This is a genomic window from Veillonella sp. 27098_8_77, assembly GCF_041431535.1.
In the GTDB taxonomy this organism is placed as follows: Bacteria; Bacillota; Negativicutes; order Veillonellales; family Veillonellaceae; genus Veillonella.
Map to the genome: position 1 here is coordinate 67,480 of NZ_JAPVXW010000002.1, position 26,989 is coordinate 94,468.

Genomic DNA, 26,989 nt, shown 5'->3' on the forward strand with positions numbered 1-26,989 from the left:
TCGTATTTCTTTTACGAGAAAATATAAAAAGTATGGATTTTCCATACTTTTTTATATGTAGTAACTTTGACAGATTCGGATAATTGGACATGGGGAGGTTCCGAGATGTTGCATGTCATTAAACGGGATGGTACAAAAGTACCTTTTGATAAACATAAAATTGCAGTTGCTATTGAAAAGGCAGAACATAGTAGTACGGGGTTATATGAATCTGGTTTGGCCGAACGCATTGCTGACGAAATTGAAGCCTATGCGACTAAACTTCAAAAGGATATGACCATTTATGCTATTGAAGATCAAGTGTATTATAAATTGATTGAATATCATAATCCTGCAACAGCTCGCGCTTATGAAGGTTATAAAGCGGTACAAGCTTTCAAACGCCGTCAAAATACGACAGATGAAGATGTCATAGGTTTGTTGGATCGTAGCAACGTGAGTGTTCTTGACGAAAACTCCAACAAGGATGCGGCTATTGTATCTACACAACGGGATTTGATTGCTGGTGAAGTATCTAAGGATATTGCGCGTCGTAAATTGATTCCTACGGATATCCTTGAGGCCCATGATAGCGGTGCCATCCATTTCCACGATATGGACTATATCATTCAACCGATGTTTAACTGTTGCTTAATCAACTTAGAAGATATGTTGACAAATGGTACAGTTATTAATGGTAAGCGTATCGATACACCAAAATCCTTCCAAGTAGCATGTACAGTAACCACTCAAATTATTGCACAAGTTGCATCTGGTCAATATGGTGGTCAAAGTATTAATGGTATCGACCGTATATTGGCACCATTTGTACGTAAATCTTATGAAAAAATCCTCAATAATGTAATTGAAGAACAAGTTGAGATTTACGGCATGGAACCAAATATGGAAAAGGCTCGTGAAATTGCTTGGAAACGCACGCGTAAAGAGGTAAAGGATGGCATTCAAACCATTCAATACCAAATCAATACATTGATGACTACAAATGGTCAATCCCCATTTGTTACATTGTTCATGTATTTCCAACCTGATTATGAGTATGCTAAAGAAGCAGCTCTTATTACAGAGGAAATTTTGCGTCAACGTATCAAAGGCGTTAAAAATGAAGCCGATGTATACATTACACCAGCATTCCCTAAATTGATTTATGTATTAGACGAACACAATGTTCATCCGGATAGCCCATATTATTATTTAACAGAATTAGCTGCTCAATGTACGGCTAAACGCATGTATCCTGATTATATTTCTGCGAAGAAGATGAAGGAAAATTACGAAGGCAATGTATTCAGTCCTATGGGATGTCGTTCCTTCTTGTCTCCTTGGAAGGATGCAGAAGGCAATTATAAATTTGATGGTCGTTTCAACATGGGCGTAGTAAGTTTGAATTTGCCACAAATTGGTATTTTAGCACGCGGTAGTGAAGAAAAGTATTTTGAAATCTTAGATAAACGTCTAGAATTGGCTGAAAAGGCATTGATGTTACGTTATAATCTATTAAAAGATGTAGTAAGTGATGTATCTCCAATTCATTGGCAACATGGTGCTATTGCGCGCCTTAAAAAAGGTGAAAAAATTGCTCCGTTCTTGACTGGTGGATATGCTACGATTTCCCTTGGTTATATCGGTATTTACGAAGCATGCCGATTGATTACCGGTGAATCTAATACTGGTGAGCATGGTCGTGTCTTTGCTATGAAAATTATGGATCGTTTGAACCAAGCTATTAATGAATGGCGTGAAAAACATAATCTAGGCTTTGGTCTTTATGGTACGCCTGCTGAAAGCTTAACAAATCGCTTCTCTTCTTTGGACCGAGCACGCTTTGGTATCATAGAAGATGTAACGGATAAAGGTTACTATACGAATAGTTATCATGTAAGCGTTCGTGAAGAAATTAACGTATTTGATAAATTTGCTTTTGAGTCTGAATTCCAAAAGAAATCGACAGGCGGTTGCATTTCTTATGCAGAAATTCCGAATATGACAAATAATATTCCTGCAGTATTGACGATGATTAAGTATATTTACGACAATATTTCCTATGCAGAGTTCAATACAAAATCTGACTACTGTCATGAATGTGGATTTGATGGTGAAATCAAGGTTAATGATGACAATCAATGGGAATGCCCTCGTTGTCATAATACAAACCGCGATAAATTAACGGTTATCCGCCGTACGTGTGGATACCTTGGTGAAAACTTCTGGAACGAAGGTCGCACAAAAGAAATTAAAGATCGCGTAATGCATATTTAATTTTATTAATCGTAAACATGTTAAAAGCTGTGCCATAGGCACAGCTTTTACTATATACATGATAAATTGAAATATATCTATATGTTTAATTTAGTCAAAGTTGATCACAGGCAAATAGTATGGGGGTTATTATGAGATATGGACAGATTCGACAATATGATATCGCCAATGGAGAAGGCATACGCACATCTATATTTGTAACGGGCTGTACCCATTGCTGTTATAATTGTTTTAATGAAGAGTATCAGGATTTTAATGCTGGTCAAGAGTGGACTGATAAAGAAACAGAATTGGTAGTATCCTATGTGAAAAATCCTAATTGTGCAGGTCTTACCTTGTTAGGCGGTGAACCATTTCAAAATGTAGATGGTATGCTAGCTATAGTGAAAGCTGTGCGTGAGGCAGCACCTGAGAAACCTATCTGGGCTTACTCTGGCTATGTGTGGGATGATATTATATCTGATCCATCGCGCCGTAGCTTAGTGGAACAAATCGATATACTCGTGGATGGTCGATTTGTAGATGAGTTAAAAGATCCATCCTTACGATTTAGAGGATCCTCTAATCAACGAATTATTGATGTACAATCTTCGTTGAAACAGGGTGAAGTAGTACTGGCTATGGAGTGATATAGAGAGTATGTTAGATAAACGTTTACTTGGTTTAGTTATAATCGTTGGCCTAGTGGCGGGCTTAATCGGTTCTTTTTATACCCATTTGTTACATTATATCCAACATTTTATGTATGCCTATTCTACGTCAGAAGGCTTAACATTTGGTCAAGCTGTGGCCCGTGTATCACCTGAACATCGGTTATTGGCAGTATTAGTCTGTGGCCTATTTGGTGGTGTAGGGTGGGTTCTTATCCATCGATATGGAGATCCGCTTGTCGATATAAAAAAAGCTGTTCAGGACTCTACAAAAGAAATGCCTCCATTGACCACATTTATTCATGCTACATTGCAAATTATTACAGTTGGCATGGGATCACCGCTTGGTCGAGAAGTTGCACCGCGTGAGGCTAGTGCGGGGATTATGACCGGACTATTACGCTATGTTGATATGCGCCCTGAGGACAAGTCGCTTATTATTGCTTGTGCTGCTGGAGCAGGCTTAGCTGCCGTATATAATTCTCCTTTATCAGCTGCTATTTTTACGCTAGAGACATTACTTATCTCATGGAATGTTCGAGCCATGAGCGCAGCCCTTTTATCGTGTGGACTAGCTACATTGGTCGTTCGTCATGCAGGGATAGGAGATCTTGTTCAGTATACGATGCCACAACCACCTTTATATGGTAGTTATCAAGAATTTGCTATCGTCCTTGGCGCTGTCATTGCTATTGGCGTTGTTTTATTTGATAAAACACAATCCTTATTACCTAAGTTTGATAGAAAAAGCCCTAAAATGATTGTCATAGCCATTTTATCATTTGCTGTTATTGGGGTGATGGCCATGTATTTTCCAGAAATCCTTGGTAATGGTAAAGCTGGTAATCAGTTGACCTTTACAGATTTGGTAGGATGGGATTATGCATTAGGCCTATTAGCTACTAAATGGATTGCCGTATTACTTGCCTTAATGGCTGGTGCTTATGGTGGTAGAATTACGCCATCCATGATGCTAGGTAGTACATTGGCATTAGCCTTTGCCGCATTGTGGAGTATTATGGTCAGTCCCGTTCATTTAGGCTTTGCTGCATTTATAGGGGCCGTAATTTTCTTGGGATTGGCACAAAAGATGCCGCTTACATCCTGTGTGTTCATGTTAGAACTTTCACGATTTTCCGTGGAAATGTGCTTCCCAATGGCGCTAGCTATGGGTTCTGCATTGATAACGCAGCAGATTGTAAAAGCAAGATTCCAATTATAAAATAAACTGTATACTATATCAGATGATGTTCTGATGATAAAGAAATAGCGACTAGTTGATACCGTATGATCGACTAGTCGCTATTTTGTGTGTGAAGGCTCTATTTATAGAAGACCTTATTTTTTACATTGTAATTATACGATTTTGGCGTTTTTATCGTATTCTTCGCCACCACAATTTGGTAGCATACCATATTCAACAGTCCAAAGGTGTTTATATTTCAATGCTTGATTGTGGATTCTTTCAACTTGGGATTCATCAGTGCGTACGATGCGTGCAGGAATACCAACGACTAAAGAGTATGGAGGGATTGTAGTGTTTTCTTTTACCACTGCACCGGCTGCAATGATAGAGCCAGTACCGATATGACAACCACTTAGTACGATAGCCCCCATGCCAACGAGTACATTATCCTCGATGGTAGACGCATGAACAATGGCACCATGGCCTATAGTTACATAGTCGCCAAGTATACAAGCCTCATCATCATCGACGTGAAGCACAGAGTTATCTTGTACATTGGAATAACGACCTACTACAATTTTATTAACATCGCCACGAAGTGCACAGTTTTGCCAGATGGAGGCAAATTCTTTCAACTCTACATCGCCGGCTAGTTCAGCACCAGGCATAACACAAGATTTTGGATCTAATTTTGGATACTTTCCATGATAAGGTAACATAGGACCTCCTATTAAATTACTTCGATAAAGCGTTGTGCTTTACGGATTGCCATAATAGCTTCATTAATGACAGAGTGTACAATAGTTTGAGCTGGTTCAATTTTATTAAGTCTATTAAGCGCTTGGCCTACTTGTACAGCACCATTGACAACGTCGCCATCGATAGCAGCTAATTTATTTGTACCTTGGGACATTTTGCTGCGTTCTTCTTTTGTTGTAACACCATCAGTTTCTGCTGCAATATAACGGTCTGTAAAATCACTGCGCAAGCTACGTACACCACCGTGACCGGAGAGAAGACCTGTTACAACGGAGTCAGTGTCTGTTGCTTTGATAATTGCTTCTTTCATATTTTGATGAGCTTTACATTCTTCGGCAAGCAAGAAACGGGAGCCCATTTGTACACCTTCAGCGCCCATCAATAAAGCTGCTGCCAAACCACGACCATCAACGATGGAACCAGCCACAACAACAGGAATAGTGATTTCTGGTAGAATGTTTTCCATCAAAGACATTGTTGTTTGGGAACCGATGTGACCACCAGCTTCCATACCTTCTACGACGATAGCATCGGCACCAGCATCTTGAATGCGTTTTGCCAGTTTCAAGGAAGGTACAACAGGAATAACCTTGATGCCTGCTTCTTGAAATGGCTTAATATATGGGGTAGGGTTCCCAGCGCCAAGTGTTACAAATGCAGGTTTTTCTGCGATAATAACATCTACTAATTCATCTTTATTAGGGGCCATAAGCATTAAATTTACACCAAAAGGTTTATCTGTTAGTTCTTTGCATGCGCGAATTTCATTGCGAGTCCATTCTGCATCGCGACCGCCTAAGGCGATAACACCTGTAGCGCCAGCGTTAGCCACAGCCGCAACTAATGTAGATTCAGAAACCCATGCCATGGCACCTTGGATGATAGGGTATTCAATATTTAGTAATTCAGTCAGTTTTGTTCTCATGAATCCTCCTATAATATAGTTATATATAAGAAAATAAAGTCTATAATGTGGTGTATATATAACATACCACTATGTAATCTATGTAATAGTATATCATAAAATTCTAATTGATAATAGATTTCATTACATGAGTAAGTGTGAAAGTAATTCAAATCAGCTTTCAGAGGATATTGAAAATATTATAGAAAAATGGAAAATGAGTATTGAAAAGTTTCGATATCTTTGCTATACTATATTACAGATAAAGTATCTTAACGATATGAACACATTAATATAATCTCAAGTGAAGGAGGAAATAGACATGGAAAAATACGTATGTGTAGTATGCGGTTGGGTTTATGACGAAGCTGTAGAAGGCGTTAAATTCGAAGATCAACCAGCTGATTATGTTTGCCCTATCTGTGGTGTTGGCAAAGATCAATTCGAAAAAATGTAATTGATACATTAGAAAGGCTATCTTAAGCAATATTGAGATAGCCTTTTTTATTTGACAAAGCACACTGTCATGTTTATAATATTATAAGTCGAGGTAAGATTATGAAACTGCAAGTAGAGCAAGCAAAAGAACATATAGGAAAGAAATTTCCTTATAGCTATACGATGCCGAGTGAAGAACTTGGTAGTGACGTAGTTGCTTTTCCTTGGAGCCGTCATGATATAACTATTAGTGGTGAGTTTTGGTTTGATGGTCAAAACTACATCGTTCAAGGTTCGATTCATTCTAAAGGTGATTACGAATGTTCCCGTTGTTTAACAACTACGGAACATGAGCGCAATGATTCCTTCGAGGAAATCTTTAGTGATTCTCGAGATGCCGATGAAGATGTGATTCCTTTTAATGGAGAGGAAATTGACTTAACCGAACTGATTCGGGATACATTAATCATCAATGAGCCCTCTCAAGTGTTATGTCAGGATGATTGCAAAGGATTGTGCGTTCATTGCGGAGCAAATTTGAATGTTTCACCTTGTTCTTGTGAATCCTTTGTGGTGGATCCTCGATTCGCAGAGTTACGTGCTTTGCTTGATGAGAAAGATGATAGACTATCCTAATGATTGTACTAAGGAGGTGCAGATAATGGCAGTACCTAAGCGTAGATTATCCAAATGCCGTCGCGATCGTCGTCGTGCAAACTGGAAATTAGAAGCTCCTGGTTATGTAGCATGTCCACAATGCCACGAACCTATGATGCCTCATCGTGTTTGCCCTACATGTGGTCACTATAAAGGTGAACAAGTAGTTGCAAAAGCCTAATTGAGCGTGTGAAACACCTACACATTTGTGTAGGTGTTTTTTACTGCCCAGAAATAGATGCATTGTGGGTTAATATATGTTTATATTAATATATCATATAAAATATTAACTAGAATTAAAATAAAGACAATATTTGGTATATTATCATAAAATATAGCACAATATGTATGAAAATCCTTGCCAACATGGGAATTATTATATATACTTAAGATGTAATATTAATACTAGGTCATAAAAGGTGGTCCCATGAGTAGGTTGAAGAAGCAAGAAAGACAGAAACAGTTAACAGAAAAACTGAATATTACGCCTTTTCTTACTGATGAAGAGTTGGCATCTCACTTTGGTGTCAGTGTACCTACCATTCGACTCGATCGATTAGAATTGGGAATTCCTGAACTGCGTGAGCGTATAAAGGCTATGGCTACTGAACATGCACAGGATGAACAACCGGAACCAATACAACATGAAATTGTTGGTGAACTTATCGATGTAACAGAAGGAAAACAAGCCTTATCCATGTTACACACGACGCCGGATATGGAAGATCGTTTTGGTTATATTGATCCGCAGTATTTGTATGCTCAAGCAAATTCCTTAGCGAAACTAGTTATGGGTTCAACGCTTTGCTCTGCAGAGGTAGGGAATATTAAATATAAAAATCCAGTAGAGTCTGGTACTAATTTGGTGGCGAAAGCAGAAATTGTTCGTCGTCGTGGGGATAAATACTTTATTTGGGTTATAATAAGAGATAAAATAAAAGAAGTATTTAGAGCTAAATTTATCATGGAGTCTGTGGAGAATCGGGTGTAGTATATGAAAATTGCAATTGACGCCATGGGTGGTGATTTTGCTCCCTTGGAAATCGTCTTAGGCGCCTTGGAAGCAGTGCGAGAAACGGAACATATTGATGTTGTTCTCGTAGGCGATAAAACTCAAATATTCAAAATTTTAGAAGATAATAATGAAACGAATAATCCTCGCATTTCTGTGTATCATGCGAGTCAAGTAATCGGTATGGATGAGCATCCTGGTCAAGCATTGCGCAAGAAGAAAGATGCTTCGGTTGTAGTGGCAACATCTTTAGTTAGAAGTAAAGAATGTGACGCCGTTATTGCTCCAGGGAGCACAGGGGCAGCTGTAGCGGCAGCATTATTTGGTCTTGGCCGTATCAAGGGCATTGATAGACCTGTTATTGCTACGCCAATGCCAACTGTAAATGGTATTACCGTTATGTTGGATTCCGGCGCGAACTCAAACAGCAAACCAAAGCATCTTGTACAAGGTGCTTTGATGGGGGCTGAGTATGCGAAACTTTTACTAGGCAAAGAAAATCCTACAGTAGGTCTTCTCAATATCGGTGAAGAAGCAACTAAAGGAAATGAAGTTGTGCTCGCTACATATCCTATTTTAGAAAATATGAAAACGATTAATTTTAAGGGGAATGTAGAAGGCCGCGATATTCCAAAAGGAACTGTTGACGTTGTCGTTTGCGATGGCTTTGTAGGTAATGTAATTCTTAAATTTGCAGAAGGTCTTGTAACGGGTTTGACACAGCTCATTAAAGATAGCATCATGAATGGCGGAATATTAGCCAAAATTGGAGCGTTGCTTATTAAACCAGCGTTGAAACCAATGGCCAAGAAGGTGGATCATACTGAAAATGGTGGTGCTCCATTACTAGGTGTAAATGGTGTGTTTATGATTGCTCATGGCAGTTCGAAGGCAAAAGAAATTAAGACAGCTATTACTATTGCAGCCGATTTGGTAGAACGCAAAATTATTGAACATATTCGAGAAACAATGGAAATTGAAGGAGCCGTAAAATATGACTATGATGAATAAACCTGTCGGAATTATTGGTACAGGTAGCTTCCTTCCTGATAATGTGGTAACTAACTTTGATTTGGAGAAAATGGTCGATACAAGTGACCAATGGATCAGAGAACGTACAGGCATTGAAGAAAGACGCATTGCACCAGAGGGTATGAATACATCCTATATGGCAACTGAAGCTGCTAAAAAAGCACTTCAAATGGCTAAACTCGATGTGGAAGATATCGATATGATTATCTTTGCTACATTGACACCGGATATGGTGATTCCTTCTGCCGCATGTATGTTACAAGCGAATCTTGGTGCAAAAAATGCAGCGGCTTATGATTTGCAAGCTGCATGTTCAGGTTTTGTATATGGTTTGATTACTGCCCAAAGCTATATCGCATCGGGATTATTTAAAAACGTTCTCGTTGTAGGCGCAGAAATTTTGTCGCGTCGCGTTAACTGGAACGATCGCGGAACTTGTATTCTATTCGGCGATGGTGCAGGTGCAGCTGTTGTTTCTGAGGTTCCAGAAGGTTATGGTATTAAAGGGGTCGACTTAGGTGCCGATGGCACTGGTGGTTCTGCCTTGTGTATACCAGCTGGTGGAACAGCTGTTGTAGCTAATGATCAACGTATAGAAGAAGGTTTGACATTCATCCATATGGATGGTCCAGAAGTATATAAATTTGCTGTTAAAACAATGGGGAAAACAGCGTTGAAATCTCTAGAACGAGCTAATATGAATTTGGATGAATTAGATTATTTTATCCCTCATCAAGCTAATATTCGTATTATCGATTCAGCCGCTAAGCGTTTACATATGCCAAAAGAAAAGGTATTTGTAAATTTACATAAGTATGGTAATACATCTGCTGCATCAGTGGCGATTGCGTTGGATGAAGCAAATCGTGAAGGTTGCTTAAAACGCGGTGATAATGTAGCACTTGCAGGATTTGGTGCTGGCCTTACCTGGGCTAGCCTCGTCTTGAAATGGTATTAAGGAGGAAACATCAAGATGATTAAGACTGATATTTGTGATTTGTTACAGATTGAGTATCCTATCTTTCAAGGTGGTATGGCTTGGTTAGGGACTGCAGAACTTGCATCTGCTGTATCTGAAGCTGGTGGCCTTGGCATCATTGGTGCAGGACATATGCCTCCGGATGTTTTCCGCAATGAAATTCATAAAGTAAAAGAACGCACAAATAAACCATTTGGTTGTAACATTATGCTAATGTCTCCTTTTGTAAAAGAAGTTATGGAAGTCGTTGTTGAAGAACGCGTTCCTGTTATTACAACTGGTGCAGGTAATCCTGGTGTATATATTCCAGCATTGAAAGAAATTGGCACAAAGGTTATTCCTGTAGTTGCATCTGTTCTTTTAGCTAAACGTTTACTTCGTGGTGGTATTGATGCGATTATTGCAGAAGGTACAGAATCAGGTGGCCATGTTGGGGATATTACAACAATGGCATTGTTACCACAAGTTGTAGATGCTGTCGATGTTCCAGTAATTGCTGCTGGCGGTATCGCCGATGGTCGTGGCGTAGCAGCTGCTTTTGCACTAGGCGCTCATGCAGTTCAAATGGGTACACGTTTTGTCCTATCTGAAGAATGTATCGCTCATGAAAACTATAAAAACGCTGTATTGAAAGCAAAAGATCGTTCTACTGTTATGACTGGTCTTACAACAGGTCATCCAGTTCGAATTATCGAGAATCAATTAGCACATAAATATAAAAACCTTGAATTTAGTGGTGGTTCCAAAGAAGAATTAGAAAATCTTGGCGCAGGTACACTTCGTAAAGCTGCTATTGAAGGTGATGTAAAAGAAGGCTCCGTTATGATTGGTCAAATCGCAGGTATGCTACACGATGTGAAACCTTGTAAAGAAATCATTACAGACATTATGACAGAAGCTGAAACAGTGATTAAAAATCTACAAACTTTTGGCAAATAAGGAGGCCATCCTATGAAAACTGCATTCGTATTTCCAGGTCAAGGATCTCAAAAAGTAGGCATGTTACAAGATTTGTACAATGCATACCCTATTGTTAAACAACGCTTTGAAGAAGCTGATGAAGCATTAGGCTATTCTATTTCTAAGTTATGTTTTGAAGGTCCAGATACTGAGTTAGTTAAGACTGCTAATACACAACCAGCTATTTTGACTGCTTCCGTAGCTTGTTACGAAGTATTGAAAGAAAATGGTTTTACACCTGATATTGTGGGTGGTCATAGCTTAGGTGAATATAGTGCATTGGTAGCTGCTGGTGTTCTTAACTTTAAGGATGCTGTCTATGTTGTTCATAAACGTGGTGAATACATGCAAGAAGCAGTGCCATTAGGCAAAGGTGCTATGGCAGCAATCCTTGCATTACCAAGAGAGCAAGTTGTGGAGATTTGCCAACAAGTTAATGATACAGTAGGTTCTGTACAAGCTGTTAATTTTAACTGCCCTGGTCAAATTGTAATCGCTGGTGAAACTGCAGCTGTAGAAACAGCAGCAGAAAAAATGAAAGAAACTGGTGCAAAACGCGCTGTTATGCTTCCTGTAAGTGCTCCATTTCACAGTCGTCTTATGGAACCTGCAGCAGCTCGTTTGAAAGAAGAATTAGATAAGATCCAAGTTAACGATGCTAAGATTCCAGTAGTAGCTAATGTAACTGGCAAAATTTTGACAAATGCTAGTGATATTAAAGACTCTTTAGTTACTCAAGCTGCTAATCCTGTATTGTGGGAAGACTGTGTTGCAGAAATGGTTAACTTCGGTGTAACTCGCTTTGTAGAAGTTGGTCCTGGCAAAGTATTAACAGGTTTCACTAAAAAGATCAATAAAGAAATGGAATTAGCTAATGTAGAAGACATTCCATCCTTAGAGAAAACGCTTGAATTTTTAAAGGGGGTTCGATAAAATGCACTTAGAGGGTAAAGTAGCTCTCGTAACTGGCGCCTCTCGTGGTATCGGTCGCGCCGTTGCTATTCAACTTGCACAATCTGGTGCTGATGTTGCTGTTAACTATAGTGGCAGTGAAGCTGCTGCTCAAGAAACAGTAGACGCTATCTTAGCATTGGGTCGCAAAGCGATTAAAATTAAAGCCAATGTTGCAAATGCTGAAGAAGTAGCAGCAATGGTTGAAGAAACGCATAAAACATTTGGTCACATCGATATCTTGGTAAATAATGCAGGTATCACTCGTGATGGTTTGCTTATGCGTATGAAAGACGAAGACTTTGATGCCGTTATCGATATCAACCTTAAAGGTGTATATTTGGTAACAAAAGCAGTATCCAAAATCATGATGAAACAACGTGCTGGTCATATTATTAACATGACTTCTGTTGTTGGTTTGATGGGTAATGCTGGTCAAGCTAACTATGCAGCTTCTAAAGCTGGTGTAATTGGTTTTACTAAATCTTGTGCAAAAGAGTTAGCTAGCCGTGGTATCACTGTTAATGCAATCGCGCCAGGTTTTATCGATACTGATATGACAGGCGTTTTGCCTGAAAAGGTAAAAGAAGCTATGGTAACACAAATTCCGTTGGGCCGTATGGCTAAAGCGGAAGAAGTGGCTGCCGTAACAACATTCCTTGCTAGTGATTTTGCTAGCTATATTACTGGCCAAGTTATCAACGTAGATGGCGGCATGGTAATGTAGTTACAAAATTAGACTATATATAAATCTCATTTGAAAGGAGGTGAACCACTAATGAGCACTTTCGATAAAGTTAAAGCAATCGTTGTGGAACAATTAGGCGTTGATGAAGCTGAAGTTACCATTGATTCTACATTCATCGACGACTTAGGCGCTGACTCCTTGGATATCGTTGAATTGATCATGGCATTCGAAGAAGAATTCAATGTTGAAATCCCTGACGACGTTGCAGAAAAAATCAAAACCGTTAAGGATACAGTAGAATATATTGATTCTGCTAAATAAGCTGTATAGCTGACAATTCAGCCGTGCGGGGGGCCGAGTGGCTCCCCTAATCGGTATTGTTTACAGGAGGAATTGATAGTGAAGCTCCCTGAACTTCGCATTGGGAATCTAGTGGCCAAAGTACCTATTATTCAAGGTGGTATGGCGATTAGATTGTCTACAGCTCGGTTGGCAGCAGCCGTTGCAAATGAAGGTGGTATTGGCCTTATTGCAGCATCTGGATTGCCTTTTGATGAATTAAGATATGAAATACAATTAGCTAGAAAATTATCACCTACGGGTATTATTGGTATAAATGCGATGGTAGCAGCTACGCAATTTGCGGGGCTTGTAAAAACTGCCATCGAAGAGGGCATTGATCTTGTGGTGGCAGGTGCCGGTTTTTCAAGAGATATGTTCGCAATGGGTAAAGAGTCTGGTACTCCAATCGTACCTATTGTTTCTTCTGCGAAATTAGCGCGCATTTCTGAAGGTTTAGGTGCCGCTGCAGTTATCGTAGAAGGTAGCGAAGCTGGTGGTCACTTGGGAACAGATCGTTCTGCTCGTGAAATCGTACCAGAAGTTGTAGCAGCTGTTAAAAATATTCCAGTTATTGGTGCTGGTGGTGTTTTGGATGGCAAAGATATTGTAGATATGTTGAAATTAGGTGCCAGTGGTGTTCAAATGGGCAGCCGTTTTGCAGCTTCCGATGAATGTAATGCATCTGATGAGTTGAAAAAAATGTATGTACGTGCTACAAAACCTGAAGATATCGTACTTATTCAAAGTCCAGTAGGATTACCAGGTCAAGCTATTAAAAATAAATTTGCTGAATCTGTTCTAGATGGCACTGTAGCGCCACCAACAGTATGTGACAATTGTTTAAAACATTGTTCCCATAAATTCTGCATTATCCGTGCTTTATCTAGAGCGCAACAAGGTGATGTGGAAACGGGGTTAGTATTCTCTGGCAATAATATGAGAAAAGTCGATAAGATTATGCCAGTTAAAGATATTTTTGCACAGTTAAAACAACAAGTAGCAGAAATCGATTAATTAAAGGGGCTATATAGCTATAAGAGGTGGAATAATTGGAAAAACGTGTAGTAATTACTGGCTTAGGAGCGATTACTCCGGTAGGTATCGGTAAAGAGAATTTCTACAATGCGTTGTTAGAGGGTAAATCTGGTATTGGCCCAATTACACGCTTTGACGCATCTGACTATGCAACACGCATTGCAGGCGAAGTAAAAGATTTTGATATTACTCAATATGGCGTAGATAAAAAAGAAGCTCGCCGTATGGACCGTTCCGTTGAATTTGCAATTGGTGCAGCTGTTTTGGCAGCTGATGATGCGAAATTAGCACTTGATGAAGAAGATTTGGACCGTTGTGGTACAGTAGTTGGTACTGGTATTGGCGGTATTGACTCTATCCATGATGTGTATACAACATTATTTGAAAAAGGTCCTGGTCGTGTAAGCCCATTTGCAGTTCCTATGATGATTGCAAATATGTCCTCTGCACGCGTATCCATTCGCCTAGGCTTGAAAGGTCCTGTTATTACAGACGTAACAGCTTGTACTTCCGGTACTAATGCAATTGGTGATGCATTCCGCATTATTCAACGTGGTGATGCAGACATCATGTTCGCAGGTGGTACTGAAGCTGCTGTTTCCCCTGCTGCTGTAGCTGGCTTCGCAGCTATGAAAGCTATGTCTACACGCAATGATGAGCCTACAAAAGCATCTCGTCCATTTGATAAGGACCGTGACGGTTTCGTAATGGGTGAAGGGGCAGGTATCGTTGTACTTGAAGAATTAGAACATGCTAAAGCTCGTGGTGCTCATATTTATGCAGAAGTAGTAGGTTATGGCACAAACGGTGATGCTTATCATATTACAGCTCCAGCTCCTGGTGGTGTACAAGCTCGTAAATGTATGGAATTAGCAATTAAAGATGCAGGTATTGATCCAAAAGAAATTAACTACATCAATGCTCACGGTACATCTACAGGCTTGAATGATAAAAACGAAACATTGGCTATTAAAGAATTGTTCGGCGATCATGCAAAAGATATCGCTGTTAACTCTACAAAATCTATGACAGGTCACTTGTTGGGCGCTGCTGGTGCGATTGAAACTATTGTAATGGCAATGGCAATCGAAACAGGCAAGGTTCATCCAACAATTAACTGTGATAATCCAGATGAAGGCTTAGACCTTGATTATGTACGTGAAGGTGCTCGTGATTTACATGTTACAGCAGCTCTTTCCAATTCCTTTGGTTTTGGTGGTCATAACGGTACACTTTGTGTTCGCCGTTATGAAGACTAATGGGGCGTCACGTATCGCATAAGAATACTATAATGACACAAGCTCGTGAAGATTCTCTTCATGAGCTTGTTAGTCGTTTACATATACCGAATATCGATATTACAGTTTTAGATTGTGCTTTTACCCATACATCTTATGCGAATGAACATAAAGCTAAGCATATTCATCATAATCAACGCTTAGAGTTTCTCGGTGATGCTGTATTGGATTTAATTATTGGTGAATATTTATTTAAAACCTATCCCGATATGTCTGAAGGCAATTTGACAAAAATTAAGGCGGCTACAGTATGTGAAGATTCATTGGCCTCTGTCAGCCGTACATTGCATTTAGGTGATTATTTACTACTCGGCCATGGAGAAAAATCTTCTGGCGGTGGTGATCGGAAATCCATATTAGCGGATACCTTTGAATCCCTAATAGGTGCGTTATATATAACGACTGATTATAAAACAGTAATGGACTTTGCTCTTCATTATTTGGCCCCTAATCTTAAGCAAGCATTAGAAGGTAAGCGTGGTAAAGATTATAAGACATTGTTACAAGAATTTGTGCAACGAGATGGTGATAAACATATTGTTTATAATCTTATCAGCGAATCCGGTCCTGACCATGCTAAGACCTTTATGATGGAGGTATCTATCGATGGGGTTACTTATGAGGCAGGTACTGGTAAAAGTAAAAAAATAGCAGAACAACATGCAGCACAATTGACATTAGAACGGTTAATGGCTGCTATATAATAAGCGCCGCAAGGCGCTTTTTATATAGGAACTATTAATGTGAGAACATTTAGCAGGGAACGTATGTGATTTGAATCGTAAATAGTAATAGGAAGGAGGTATGTTCATGAAATATGGTATGATTCCATTTTTTATTCCGCATGTGGGATGTCCGCATATATGTACATTTTGTAATCAGTCTCGTATTACAGAAATATCGAGCATTGGATATTTAACACCAGCATATATTACATCTACTATTAAAGACTACGTTGGGGCTTCAAAAGACGATAAATATTGGGAAGTCTGCTTCTATGGAGGCTCTTTCTCGGCTATTGATCCAGAATTACAACAACAATTATTAGCACCAGCTTATGAAGCGCTACAAGATGGGCTAATAGATGGTATTCGGTGCTCTACGAGACCTGATGCTGTAAGTGATGCACAATTGGAACTACTACGTTCATTCGGTATGAAGACAATAGAGCTTGGTGTACAATCCATGGATGATACTGTATTATCCTCAGCTAAACGGGGGCACACCTCTGATGATGTAAAATTGGCAGTTAAGCAGCTACGAAAGTTTGGATTCTCCGTAGGACTACAACTATTGCCGGGCCTCTTAGGTGATACATGGGAAACGATTATAAAAACAGCCATTGAAATTGTTGCATTACAGTCTGACTTTGTACGGATCTATCCAGTTCTCGTTATAGAACATACGGAATTGGCGGATCAATATAAGTCGGGGGTATATGAGCCCTTATCATTGGATCTAGCATTGCAGTATTGTTCATTTTTAAAGAGTTGGTTTGAATCTCATCAAATTACCGTTATTCGGACTGGATTACAAAGTACCGAAGAACTCGACACAGGTGCTAGTCTATTGGCGGGTCCTTATGAGCCTGCCATGGGAGAACTAGTGACTAATGAGCAGTGGAAGCAGCGCATAGCATATTGCATCGATGAGCATACAGAATGTTTTAGAAATCCGATTCGCACCATTACGATATCCTATCCACGCTGTCTTACGTCTAAGGTAAGGGGATTAAAGAAACGGAATCTCACATATTTTGAAAAAACATATGGCAATATAACTTTCACATGGCGAGAAAATAATGATATTGATACAGTACAATGCAGTATAGATGGCATGGTATATGTGGTATAATTAAAAATATGATTTAATGGGGTTTGTACTAAGAAAGGAGGCAGTCATGCAATTACTGCGGCTAGAATTAAAAGGATTTAAATCCTTTGCTGATAAAACAGTTGTAAAATTCTCCCCAGGGATGACTGCCGTTATTGGTCCTAACGGGAGTGGTAAAAGTAATATTACGGATGCTATGAAATGGGTTCTAGGGGAATCCAATGTGCGTAATTTACGGGGCCAACGTGCAGAGGATATTATTTTCTCTGGCACAGAAAAACGAAAACCGATGAGTGCCGCCGAGGTTACCCTTGTATTTGATAATGCAGATGGTCAACTCGATGTGGACATGCAAGAGGTGGCCATTACACGTCGTATCTATCGGACTGGTGAAAGCGAGTTCCTCATCAATAAACGTACATGCCGTCTTAAGGATATTCACTTATTATTAGCTGATACGGGTCTTGGTAAAGATTCGATGGCTATCATTGGGCAAAATCGTATCGATGCTATTCTTAATAGTAAACCAGAAGAACGTCGCCTCATTTTTGAAGACGTTGCAGGCATTTCTCGTTTTAAAATTAATAAAGAGGACGCATTGCGTCGTATTGCGAGCACAGACCGGAATATGGAACGGGTTCGAGATATTATGGCGACCATTGAGGAACAATTAGAACCTCTGGCAGAAAAAGCGGAAACGACGAAAAAATATATGGCATTGAGCCGGAGTAAACGCGAATATGATGGTGTTATCGGCTTTCACAATTATAAGACCGCTGATAGATTATTAACCCGTGCAGAAAATGACAACATTGCGTTGAAAGATGAGGAAATTGAATTACAAACTCAATTAGCTACATTGGATGCACGACGTCATACATTACAGGCAGAAAATGCAAAGGATCAAGAACAATTAAAGTCTTGGGAATCGCAGTTTAGTGAAAAACAACGGGAAGAAGAACGCATCAATGGTACTGTAACACTACTAGAAGAACAGTTGCGTACAACTAAGCGTGAAGTAGAAGATACTTCGCTGCGTATTAGCGAAGCAGAAGCATCTAAAAAGGGTGAAGAGCAGCAATTGCTCATTTTAGATCGTCTTATTGAGGATGAAACGGCTCAATTAGAATCTGAACGCACTCAATTCGTAGTTTTAGAGGAAAATTATAATAAGGCCATTGCCCAATTAGATGCGGAACAATCATCATGGAAGTCGGTAGAAAACGTCAGACAAGCCTATCAACAGCGCCAATTAGATTTGGTTACTAGCATTGAAACGGCGAAGGCTACATTGCGAAATTTAGAATCTCGTAAATCTGAGTCCGCTGTTCAAGTAGAAACATTAGAAACGGAAATTAAAGAAGTTCAATCCAATTTATCAGCAGCGAAATCTGAACATGAATCATTAGAAACTCAATTTAATGAGTTATCTAATAAACGGAAGTCCTTAGTTGATGAAGAACGGTCTGCATCAGAACGATTGCGAGAAGCTCGAAGGACATTAAATCGCATGAGTAGCGATGTGCAAAAAGCACAGGGGCGCTTAGAATTATTAGCACAATGGGCAGAACAACATGAAGGCTACTTAGAAGGAACTAAAAACATCCTTAACGGTAAGGGCCCTTGGCGTGAAGCGATTAAAGGTGCGGTAGGTGATTTATTTACCGTAGATAATCGGTTTACTGTTGCTATCGAAATCGCATTAGGTGGTAGTGTTAATCATGTTGTTACAACGACAGCTAAAGCCGCATCAGAAGGCGTTCAATTCCTTAAATCAATACAAGGTGGACGTGTTACCTTCTTACCGATGGATTCTGTGAAAGGCCGTCCTTATGATACGTCTGCATTGTCGGAAGATGGTGTCATTGGGACCGCTGTTGACTGTATTGAATTCGATGCTGCCTATAATCATATATTTCAATACTTGTTGGGCCGTACATTAGTTGTAGAAACAATGGAACGAGCTATTGCGTTACAAAAGAAATATAATCAGCAGTTACGCATCGTTACATTGACGGGGGAACAATTCCAACCAGGTGGTTCCTTAACTGGTGGTGCAACGAAGAAAAAACGCAGTACCTTGTTAAGTCGTCGTGAAGAGGCGGCTCGTTTAGAGGCTGAATTAGCCTCCGTGGAAGAGCGTACAGCCAAGCTTGAACAACAAATTAAGGATGAAGAAAATCGTATTGAACGGGCGCAACAAGAGCGAACTGTGTTGGATGAACAGTATCAACATACGAATCTTTTGTTCTCGGCCAGTCAAACGAAGATTCAGAATATTGAAAACCAATTAGAACGTAAAAAGCGTGTGCTTCATGATGAGCAGGAACGTATCGTTCAAATTGGTGTGGATATGGGACAAACGAAACATGTGCTTTCACAGTCTGAATCGGAATTGTCAGCGTTACATAATTCACCTGAACAACAAGGTGATCAATCGGCGATTATGGAACGATTAAGTACGCTGCAAAAGGCACAGCAAGAGGCATATGAAGCTTTTACAGCTTCAAGATTGCTTTGTGAACGTTTAGAAAGCACCATAGAAGAACGTAAGGTACAACAAGAGCAACGAAAGCAAAACTTGGAAACCATAGCATCTCGCTTAGAACCTCTCATGGAGTTATTACATTCTAGTGAAGAGCGTTTGCATGTTGTGATTCCTGAACAAATTCGAGTTGCTAATGAGTCTCTTGAAGCGATTCGTGGAGAGGTTGAAAAACTTCGCGCTTTACGCGATGAAGCGTATCAATCAACTGCTGGCGCACGGGAAGAGATTGAATCAATTTTAGCTGAACAAGATAGACTCAATCAACGGTATAAGGTGGTTCAAAATCGTCTAGTTGAAGCAGAAGGTAAATTGACGCGTTATCGTATGGATTGTGATCGTGCGGTAGAGGATTTGAATGAATTAGGCTATTCATTGGAAGATGCACAGCATATAAATATTGCCGGTTCTGTAAATGATTGGAAAATGGAACAAGCTCGTTTAATGGCGGAAATTGCAGAACTTGGATCTGTAAATCCTAATGCTGTAGAAGAGTACGAAGAGACGAAAACTCGGTATGATTTCTTATCGAATCAATTAACAGATCTCGATACGGCAAAAGAACAATTACAGGCGGTTATCGCTGAAATGGATAAGGCCATGAGCACACAACTTTACGATGTATTAGATGTGGTAGGTAAGCAGTTCCAACATGTATTCAGTCAATTATTTGGTGGTGGTACGGCTCAAATCGTACTTACCGACCCAGAAAATATCTTGACTGGTGGTATTGATTTCTACATTCAACCACCAGGAAAAAAGCGTCAGCAATTGACGTTACTATCTGGTGGAGAACGAGCACTCACAGTTATTGCTTTATTGTTCTCATTCCTAGACTATCGTCCGGCTCCATTCTGTGTGCTTGACGAAGTTGATGCTGCTTTGGACGAAGCAAATGTAGAGCGATTTAGTTCTTATTTGAATCGCGTAAATAAGGAAACTCAGTTTATCGTCGTATCACATCGTAAGAAAACGATGGAAGCTGCCGAAGTATTACAAGGGGTGACCATGGTGGAGCGCGGTGTATCTCGATTATTAACGGTTTCATTTGAAGATGTGAAGGAGGATCTAGCATAATGGCATTTGGATTCTTTAATAAAATTAAAGAGGGCTTAGAAAAAACTCGTAAGTCCTTTGTAAAAAATGTAGAAACAGTAATCATTGGTTATGCAGAAATCGATGATGATTTTCTTGATGATTTAGAAGCGGTCATGCTCACTAGCGATCTTGGTCCTAAGACTACAGAGTATTTGATGAAGGAAATCCGCCGCGGTGTTACAGAAGGTATTATCAATAATACTGGTGATGTTATGCCATTTATGGAAGACCGCATTACAGAAATGCTTGTTGACCAAGAGGATGAAATTACCCTACACCATCCAGAAGTTATTCTCGTTGTTGGTGTTAATGGTGTGGGTAAGACTACAACTATTGCTAAATTGGCAAACTACTATACTAAAGAAGGTAAAAAGGTTATCATCGCTGCTGGTGATACATTCCGTGCAGCGGCGGCGGACCAATTATCTATCTGGGCTGACCGCGTAGGTGTACCTATCGTAAAACATAAGGAAGGTGCGGACCCTGCTGCTGTTGTATATGACGCGATGGAAGCCGCAAAGGCTCGTAATGCAGACATGGTAATTGTCGATACGGCTGGTCGTCTTCATACAAAAGTAAATCTTATGGAAGAACTTAAAAAGATGGGCCGCGTAGCGAATAACCATGTAGAGGGTGCTCCGCATCAAACGTTGCTCGTTTTAGATGGCACAACAGGTCAAAATGCGGTAAGCCAAGCTAAATTATTTGGTCAAGCCGTACCTGTTAATGGTATTGTAGTTACTAAACTAGATGGTACTGCAAAGGGTGGCGTAGTTATTTCTATTAAAGAAGAACTAGGCGTACCAGTACGTTGGATTGGCGTTGGTGAAGGCATGGACGATTTACGTCCATTTAATGCAAAAGAATTTGCCAATGCACTATTTAATAAAGGAATGATTCAAGGTGACAAATAAATATAACCGGGAATTCTTACTTGAATATGTAGAATCTGAAAATAAAAAAAATGAATGTAATGTAAGCCTAGAAAATATGGAAAAAATCGTTAGTTTAATCGAGTATTTCGGTATTGAATTATACCGTCCTATTACGAGATTACTACTTTCAAACTGGGAAGAAATTACAGATCGTATTAATAACTATACTGAATCAGATTGGATGATGGCCGATGAAATTCAAAAGACTACGCCTACATTAGATCGCTTCTCTATTGCTATGCTCATCGAAGTGTTAGAAGGTGAGGATACATTGAACCAAGCGGAAAATGCAGGTCATCGTTTGTCAGAGGAAGAGCTCAAAGCTATCCGTAAACATCAGGATGAACAGTAATGAAACATAATAGCTATAACTATGAAGGGGGCCAACCATTTAAGGTTGAGGCGCCCTTTGTGCCTACTGGGGACCAACCTGCTGCCATTCAATCTCTTACGGACGGGATTGAGCGCGGTGAGTGGGCTCAGGTCCTACTCGGTGCAACTGGTACAGGCAAAACCTTTACCATGGCAAAGGTCATTGAAGCGGTTCAAAAACCGACCTTGATTATCGCCCATAATAAAACATTGGCTGCTCAACTTTGCAGCGAGTTTAAAAGTTTCTTCCCTAATAATGCGGTAGAATACTTTGTGTCTTACTACGATTTCTATCAACCAGAAGCGTATATCCCTTCTAGCGATACGTACATCGAGAAGGATGCGTCCATCAATGATGAAATCGATAAGTTGCGCCATAGTGCCACTATGAGTTTGTTTGAGCGCCGAGACGTTATCATCGTTGCTTCTGTTAGCTGTATTTATGGCTTAGGGGACCCGGAGGACTATTCTGATCTCGTATTATCCTTGCGGTTAGGTCAGACGAAATCTCGCGATGAAATTCTGTCTAAACTCGTAGATATTCAATACACGCGTAATGATATGAATTTTATTCGCGGTACATTCCGTGTACAAGGGGATACCATAGAAATTTTCCCTGCTGCCTATAGTGAAAGAGCCATTCGTGTGGAACTATTCGGCGATGAAATCGACCGTCTTGTTGAAGTAGATGCATTAACGGGAGAAGTCATTGCAGAGCGCAAACATGTTGCGGTCTATCCTGCATCTCACTATGTTACAACAAAAGAAAAAATGAAAATTGCGGTAGAGCGCATCGAGGCAGAACTTGATGAGCAGTTGGCAAAACTGAAAGCAGAAGATCGTCTGCTTGAGGCGCAACGTCTTGAACAGCGCACCCGTTATGATATTGAAATGATGCAAGAAATGGGCTACTGCTCAGGCATCGAAAACTATTCCCGTCATATGTCGGAACGTAAAGCAGGGGAAGCACCATATACGTTGATAGACTATTTCCCTGATGATTTCCTTATCATGGTAGATGAATCGCATGTAACAATCCCTCAGATTCGCGCTATGTACAATGGGGATAGAGCGCGTAAAGAATCTCTTATCGAATACGGGTTCCGTTTGCCATCGGCACTTGATAATCGACCATTGAAATTCGATGAGTTTGTAGAACGAATCAATCAAATCGTGTATGTATCGGCAACGCCAGGACCATATGAAATGGAAGTAGAAACGAATGTGGCAGAGCAAATCATTCGTCCTACAGGCCTACTCGATCCATCCATTGAAATTCGCCCTATTAAGGGCCAAATGGATGATTTGCTTGGTGAAATCCACAAACGGGCTGCCAAGAATGAACGGGTTCTCGTTACGACATTGACGAAGAAGATGGCGGAGGATTTAACAGAGTTCTTGAAAGAAATGGGTGTCCGCGTTCGATACCTTCATTCCGATATTGTTACCATCGAGCGGGCTGAAATCATTCGCGATTTGCGGGCCGGTGTATTTGATGTATTGGTCGGTATCAACTTGCTCCGGGAAGGCCTCGATATGCCAGAGGTATCCTTGGTAGCTATTTTAGATGCCGATAAGGAAGGCTTCTTACGCTCTGATACAGCTATGATTCAAACTATCGGTCGTGCTGCACGTAACGTAAATGGTCATGTTATCATGTACGCGGACCGTGTAACCGGTTCTATGCAACGAGCCATAGATGAAACGGATCGCCGTCGTGCGGTACAAGAGGCATATAATATTGAACATCATATTACGCCAAAATCTGTATCTAAAGATGTGAAAGAGCTTATTGAGCTCACTAAAATCGAAGAAGATATGGTGACCGATGGCAAGGGGCTTTCACCAAAGAAGGGGAAAAAGAAATCCTCTGCAGCTGGTATGGACCATGGCCACGAACCATATGCTCAAGAGGCAGCTGCTACTAAGGTAGCAGAGATTACGGCGGAAGAACTATATAACAAGATTGAAGAGCTTGACCGTCAAATGAAGGCAGCTGCTAAACAGTTGGAATTTGAAAAGGCTGCCAAATTACGCGACCAATTGGGCGAACTTCGTCAACAATGGTCTGATATGCATAGTGCTGGTGAAAGCAAGTTAAAGAAATCACGAAAAAATTCTAAAAAACAATCACCAAAAAGTAAAAAGGTACATATATGAAAGACCAATTAATTGTAAAGGGTGCGCGTCAGCATAACCTTAAAAATATAGATATTTCACTACCAAGGGACAAATTTATTGTCTTAACTGGTTTAAGTGGATCCGGTAAATCGTCTCTTGCATTCGATACGATTTACGCAGAGGGCCAACGGCGTTATGTAGAATCACTGTCGGCCTATGCGCGTCAATTTTTGGGACAAATGGATAAGCCTGATGTAGATTATATTGAAGGTTTATCTCCGGCCATTTCTATCGACCAAAAAACCACAAGCCGTAACCCTCGTTCTACAGTAGGTACGGTGACGGAGATTTACGACTATTTACGTCTATTATTTGCCCGTGTTGGACATGCTCATTGCCCAAAGTGTGGTAAACCCATTACGCAACAAACCATTCAACAAATGACGGATGATGTAATGAGCTTTCCTGAAGGCACTAAGATTTTAATCTTAGCCCCTATGATTCAAGGGAAAAAAGGGGAACATAAATCCGTTTTTGAACAACTTCGAAAAGAGGGTTTTGTCCGTGCGCGCGTTGATGGTGTGGTACGTACGATGGATGAGGATATCGTATTAGAGAAAAATAAAAAGCATTCCATTGATATCGTAGTAGACCGTCTCGTTGTAAAAGAAGGTATTGAATCCCGTTTGGCAGACTCTATGGAGACTGCATCAAAATGGGCGGAAGGCATCGTTATCGTTCAAGAGGTAGATGGCCCTGAGCACATGTATAGTCAGAACTTTGCATGCCCAGATTGCCATATTTCATTGCCGAAAATTGAGCCACGCATGTTCTCCTTTAATAGTCCTTTTGGGGCATGCCCTGCTTGTTTGGGTATTGGCTCTACTATGGAGGTTGATGAAGATCGTGTAATTCCCAATGGCTCTATTAGTTTTGCCGATGGTTGTGTACAGGCGTTGAGTTCAAATCCTAATGCATGGTTTATGCGCCAGTTAGAAGGTTTATTGAAAGCTAATGGATACTCTTTGAATTCTACCTATGATGAATTGCCTAAAGCATTACAGAAGAAGGTCATGTACGGTACGACAGATAAGGTAGCTTTCACTTATGAAAATATGCGTGGCGAAGAAAAGGAATTTTTCACTGAATACGAAGGTATTCTGCCGATGGTGAAACGCCGTCATAGTGAGGCATCCACCGATTCCATGCGCGAAGAGTTTGAAAAATTTATGTCCATCAAACCGTGTACAACTTGTCATGGGGCTCGTTTAAAACCTGAGGTATTAGCTATCACCGTAGGGGGCAAAAATATCAATGAAGTAACCCAATTGACGATTAAAGAAGCGTTGGATTTTTTTATTCACTTGCAGTTAACTGATCGAGAACAAGTGATTGGTGCTCAAGTTTTAAAAGAAATCAATGCCCGTCTAGGGTTCCTTAACAATGTAGGTTTAGACTATCTAACGATGAACCGAAGTGCAGGCACGCTATCTGGCGGCGAAGCACAGCGTATACGTTTAGCTACACAAATAGGCTCTGGCCTTGTGGGTGTATTATACATTCTTGATGAACCGTCCATTGGCCTACATCAACGAGATAATGATCGACTTATTGATACCTTAAAAGGTTTGCGTGACCTTGGTAATACATTGCTCGTTGTAGAGCATGATGAGGATACGATGCGTGCCGCAGATTACCTTGTAGATATTGGACCAGGTGCGGGTGAGCATGGTGGTCAAGTCGTTGCAGCAGGGACTGTAGATGAGGTTATGCAGGTGAAAGACTCCATTACCGGTCAATATTTGAGCGGCTGCAAGTTTATAGCTCTCCCTAAAGAACGTCGTAAGCCAGGTAAAAACTGCATCGAAATACGCGGTGCTAAGGAAAACAATTTACAGAACATCAATGTAAAATTCCCAATTGGACTATTTACCGTTGTTACTGGTGTCAGTGGTTCAGGCAAGTCCACCTTGATTAATGAAATTCTTTACAAAGGATTAGCTAATCAATTGTATCGTTCGTATCACAAGGTAGGCGCTCATAAAGAGATTCGTGGCCTTGAACATATCGATAAAATCATCAACATTGACCAAAGCCCTATAGGCCGGACACCTCGCTCTAACCCCGCTACGTATACGGGCGTGTTCGACGCCATTCGTGAATTATATAGCCAAACGCCAGAAGCTAAAATGCGTGGCTATAAACAAGGCCGCTTTAGCTTTAATGTGAAAGGTGGACGCTGCGAAGCTTGTCGTGGTGATGGTATCATCAAAATTGAAATGCATTTCTTACCAGATGTGTACGTGCCTTGTGAGGTCTGTAAAGGGGCACGCTATAATCGCGAAACACTAGAGGTTAAATACAAGGGCAAATCTATTGCCGATGTATTAGATATGACGGTAGATGATGCGGTAGAATTCTTTAGTGCTATCCCTAAAATTTACAAAAAAATGGTAACATTACAAGAGGTAGGTCTTGGGTATATTCGTTTAGGCCAAGCGGCTACTACATTATCTGGTGGTGAAGCGCAACGTGTTAAATTAGCTACAGAATTAGCACGTCGTAGTACAGGTAAAACCCTATATATCCTTGATGAACCTACTACAGGCCTTCATGCGGAAGATATTAGAAAGCTGTTAGATGTATTACAAAAATTGGTAGATGGTGGCGACACGGTTATCGTTATTGAACATAATCTCGATGTTATTAAGACGGCAGATTATATTATCGACCTTGGTCCTGAAGGTGGTAATCGAGGTGGCACTATCGTGGCTACCGGTACACCGGAACAAATTGCAAAGGTGAAAGAAAGCTATACTGGAAAATTCTTAGGTCCTGTATTGGAACAAACTAAAAAATTTATGAACGCATCAAAGAAGCATAAATAATGTACAACATACTGTATTAAACAGTATACACGCGATTAAGTATTAATGGA

The 26,989-nt window shown here is 40.3% G+C and carries 24 protein-coding genes; 22 read left to right on the forward strand and 2 right to left on the reverse strand.

The window, feature by feature from the left end:
• Positions 1-105 precede the first annotated feature (105 nt).
• The 3 genes from nrdD to O3617_RS01910 all read left to right on the forward strand — a co-directional run bounded on the left by nrdD (position 106) and on the right by O3617_RS01910 (position 4,128).
• The gene (nrdD, locus tag O3617_RS01900) at positions 106-2,256 is read left to right on the forward strand and encodes an anaerobic ribonucleoside-triphosphate reductase (RefSeq protein ID WP_371448375.1); all 2,151 of its coding nucleotides are present in this window, start codon (positions 106-108) and stop codon (positions 2,254-2,256) included.
• 131 nt (positions 2,257-2,387) lie between these two features.
• Positions 2,388-2,885: an anaerobic ribonucleoside-triphosphate reductase activating protein gene (gene nrdG / locus O3617_RS01905; protein WP_371448376.1), complete on the forward strand. Its 498-nt coding sequence runs from the start codon at positions 2,388-2,390 to the stop codon at positions 2,883-2,885.
• Between the two features lie 10 nt (positions 2,886-2,895).
• Complete coding sequence (locus O3617_RS01910; protein WP_371448378.1) at positions 2,896-4,128, forward strand: chloride channel protein; 1,233 nt, start codon at positions 2,896-2,898, stop codon at positions 4,126-4,128.
• 134 nt (positions 4,129-4,262) lie between these two features.
• Here O3617_RS01910 and O3617_RS01915 read toward each other — a convergent pair whose 3' ends face one another.
• On the reverse strand, positions 4,263-4,811 hold the full coding sequence (locus tag O3617_RS01915; RefSeq protein WP_371448380.1) for a gamma carbonic anhydrase family protein: 549 nt from the start codon (positions 4,809-4,811) through the stop codon (positions 4,263-4,265).
• An 11-nt stretch (positions 4,812-4,822) separates the two neighbouring features.
• On the reverse strand, positions 4,823-5,776 hold the full coding sequence (locus O3617_RS01920; protein WP_371448382.1) for a nitronate monooxygenase: 954 nt from the start codon (positions 5,774-5,776) through the stop codon (positions 4,823-4,825).
• Positions 5,777-6,077: 301 nt separating this feature from the next.
• Here O3617_RS01920 and O3617_RS01925 point away from each other — a divergent pair, with 301 nt between their 5' ends.
• The 19 genes from O3617_RS01925 to uvrA all read left to right on the forward strand — a co-directional run bounded on the left by O3617_RS01925 (position 6,078) and on the right by uvrA (position 26,939).
• Positions 6,078-6,212 carry a rubredoxin gene (locus O3617_RS01925; RefSeq protein ID WP_004693422.1) on the forward strand — a complete coding sequence of 45 codons (135 nt, stop codon included), beginning with the start codon at positions 6,078-6,080 and terminating at the stop codon, positions 6,210-6,212.
• Between the two features lie 101 nt (positions 6,213-6,313).
• The gene (locus tag O3617_RS01930) at positions 6,314-6,829 is read left to right on the forward strand and encodes a DUF177 domain-containing protein (RefSeq protein ID WP_371448384.1); all 516 of its coding nucleotides are present in this window, start codon (positions 6,314-6,316) and stop codon (positions 6,827-6,829) included.
• Between the two features lie 25 nt (positions 6,830-6,854).
• Positions 6,855-7,031, forward strand: a complete 177-nt coding sequence (gene rpmF, locus O3617_RS01935) for a 50S ribosomal protein L32 (RefSeq protein ID WP_005376859.1) — start codon at positions 6,855-6,857, stop codon at positions 7,029-7,031.
• A 246-nt stretch (positions 7,032-7,277) separates the two neighbouring features.
• Positions 7,278-7,841, forward strand: coding sequence for a transcription factor FapR (fapR, locus tag O3617_RS01940; protein WP_005381039.1), 564 nt, complete (start codon positions 7,278-7,280; stop codon positions 7,839-7,841).
• A 3-nt stretch (positions 7,842-7,844) separates the two neighbouring features.
• Positions 7,845-8,873: a phosphate acyltransferase PlsX gene (gene plsX, locus O3617_RS01945; RefSeq protein ID WP_371448385.1), complete on the forward strand. Its 1,029-nt coding sequence runs from the start codon at positions 7,845-7,847 to the stop codon at positions 8,871-8,873.
• Entirely contained in the window at positions 8,857-9,852 is a 996-nt protein-coding gene (locus O3617_RS01950) for a beta-ketoacyl-ACP synthase III (RefSeq protein ID WP_371448386.1), read from the forward strand. The genes plsX and O3617_RS01950 overlap by 17 nt, the downstream gene beginning before the upstream one ends.
• 15 nt (positions 9,853-9,867) lie before the next feature.
• Positions 9,868-10,812, forward strand: a complete 945-nt coding sequence (gene fabK / locus O3617_RS01955; RefSeq protein ID WP_371448387.1) for an enoyl-[acyl-carrier-protein] reductase FabK — start codon at positions 9,868-9,870, stop codon at positions 10,810-10,812.
• 12 nt (positions 10,813-10,824) lie between these two features.
• A complete protein-coding gene (gene fabD / locus O3617_RS01960) occupies positions 10,825-11,766 on the forward strand; it encodes an ACP S-malonyltransferase (protein ID WP_371448388.1) in 942 nt (313 codons plus the stop codon).
• A gap of 1 nt (position 11,767) precedes the next feature.
• The gene (fabG, locus tag O3617_RS01965; RefSeq protein ID WP_371448390.1) at positions 11,768-12,511 is read left to right on the forward strand and encodes a 3-oxoacyl-[acyl-carrier-protein] reductase; all 744 of its coding nucleotides are present in this window, start codon (positions 11,768-11,770) and stop codon (positions 12,509-12,511) included.
• Positions 12,512-12,562: 51 nt separating this feature from the next.
• On the forward strand, positions 12,563-12,793 hold the full coding sequence (locus O3617_RS01970) for an acyl carrier protein (RefSeq protein WP_005376767.1): 231 nt from the start codon (positions 12,563-12,565) through the stop codon (positions 12,791-12,793).
• Between the two features lie 78 nt (positions 12,794-12,871).
• Complete coding sequence (locus O3617_RS01975; RefSeq protein ID WP_371448392.1) at positions 12,872-13,828, forward strand: NAD(P)H-dependent flavin oxidoreductase; 957 nt, start codon at positions 12,872-12,874, stop codon at positions 13,826-13,828.
• Between the two features lie 35 nt (positions 13,829-13,863).
• Positions 13,864-15,108, forward strand: a complete 1,245-nt coding sequence (gene fabF / locus O3617_RS01980; RefSeq protein ID WP_005380883.1) for a beta-ketoacyl-ACP synthase II — start codon at positions 13,864-13,866, stop codon at positions 15,106-15,108.
• Positions 15,108-15,851, forward strand: a complete 744-nt coding sequence (gene rnc / locus O3617_RS01985; RefSeq protein WP_371448394.1) for a ribonuclease III — start codon at positions 15,108-15,110, stop codon at positions 15,849-15,851. Before fabF ends, rnc begins: the two co-directional genes overlap by 1 nt.
• 106 nt (positions 15,852-15,957) lie before the next feature.
• Positions 15,958-17,001, forward strand: coding sequence for an elongator complex protein 3 (locus tag O3617_RS01990; protein WP_371448395.1), 1,044 nt, complete (start codon positions 15,958-15,960; stop codon positions 16,999-17,001).
• A 46-nt stretch (positions 17,002-17,047) separates the two neighbouring features.
• A complete protein-coding gene (smc, locus tag O3617_RS01995; protein WP_371448396.1) occupies positions 17,048-20,602 on the forward strand; it encodes a chromosome segregation protein SMC in 3,555 nt (1,184 codons plus the stop codon).
• Complete coding sequence (gene ftsY / locus O3617_RS02000) at positions 20,602-21,537, forward strand: signal recognition particle-docking protein FtsY (RefSeq protein WP_295229801.1); 936 nt, start codon at positions 20,602-20,604, stop codon at positions 21,535-21,537. Before smc ends, ftsY begins: the two co-directional genes overlap by 1 nt.
• Positions 21,527-21,910 carry a hypothetical protein gene (locus O3617_RS02005; RefSeq protein WP_371448398.1) on the forward strand — a complete coding sequence of 128 codons (384 nt, stop codon included), beginning with the start codon at positions 21,527-21,529 and terminating at the stop codon, positions 21,908-21,910. Before ftsY ends, O3617_RS02005 begins: the two co-directional genes overlap by 11 nt.
• Complete coding sequence (gene uvrB, locus O3617_RS02010) at positions 21,910-24,090, forward strand: excinuclease ABC subunit UvrB (protein WP_371448399.1); 2,181 nt, start codon at positions 21,910-21,912, stop codon at positions 24,088-24,090. Before O3617_RS02005 ends, uvrB begins: the two co-directional genes overlap by 1 nt.
• Positions 24,087-26,939 carry an excinuclease ABC subunit UvrA gene (gene uvrA / locus O3617_RS02015; protein WP_371448401.1) on the forward strand — a complete coding sequence of 951 codons (2,853 nt, stop codon included), beginning with the start codon at positions 24,087-24,089 and terminating at the stop codon, positions 26,937-26,939. The genes uvrB and uvrA overlap by 4 nt, the downstream gene beginning before the upstream one ends.
• Positions 26,940-26,989 lie beyond the last annotated feature (50 nt).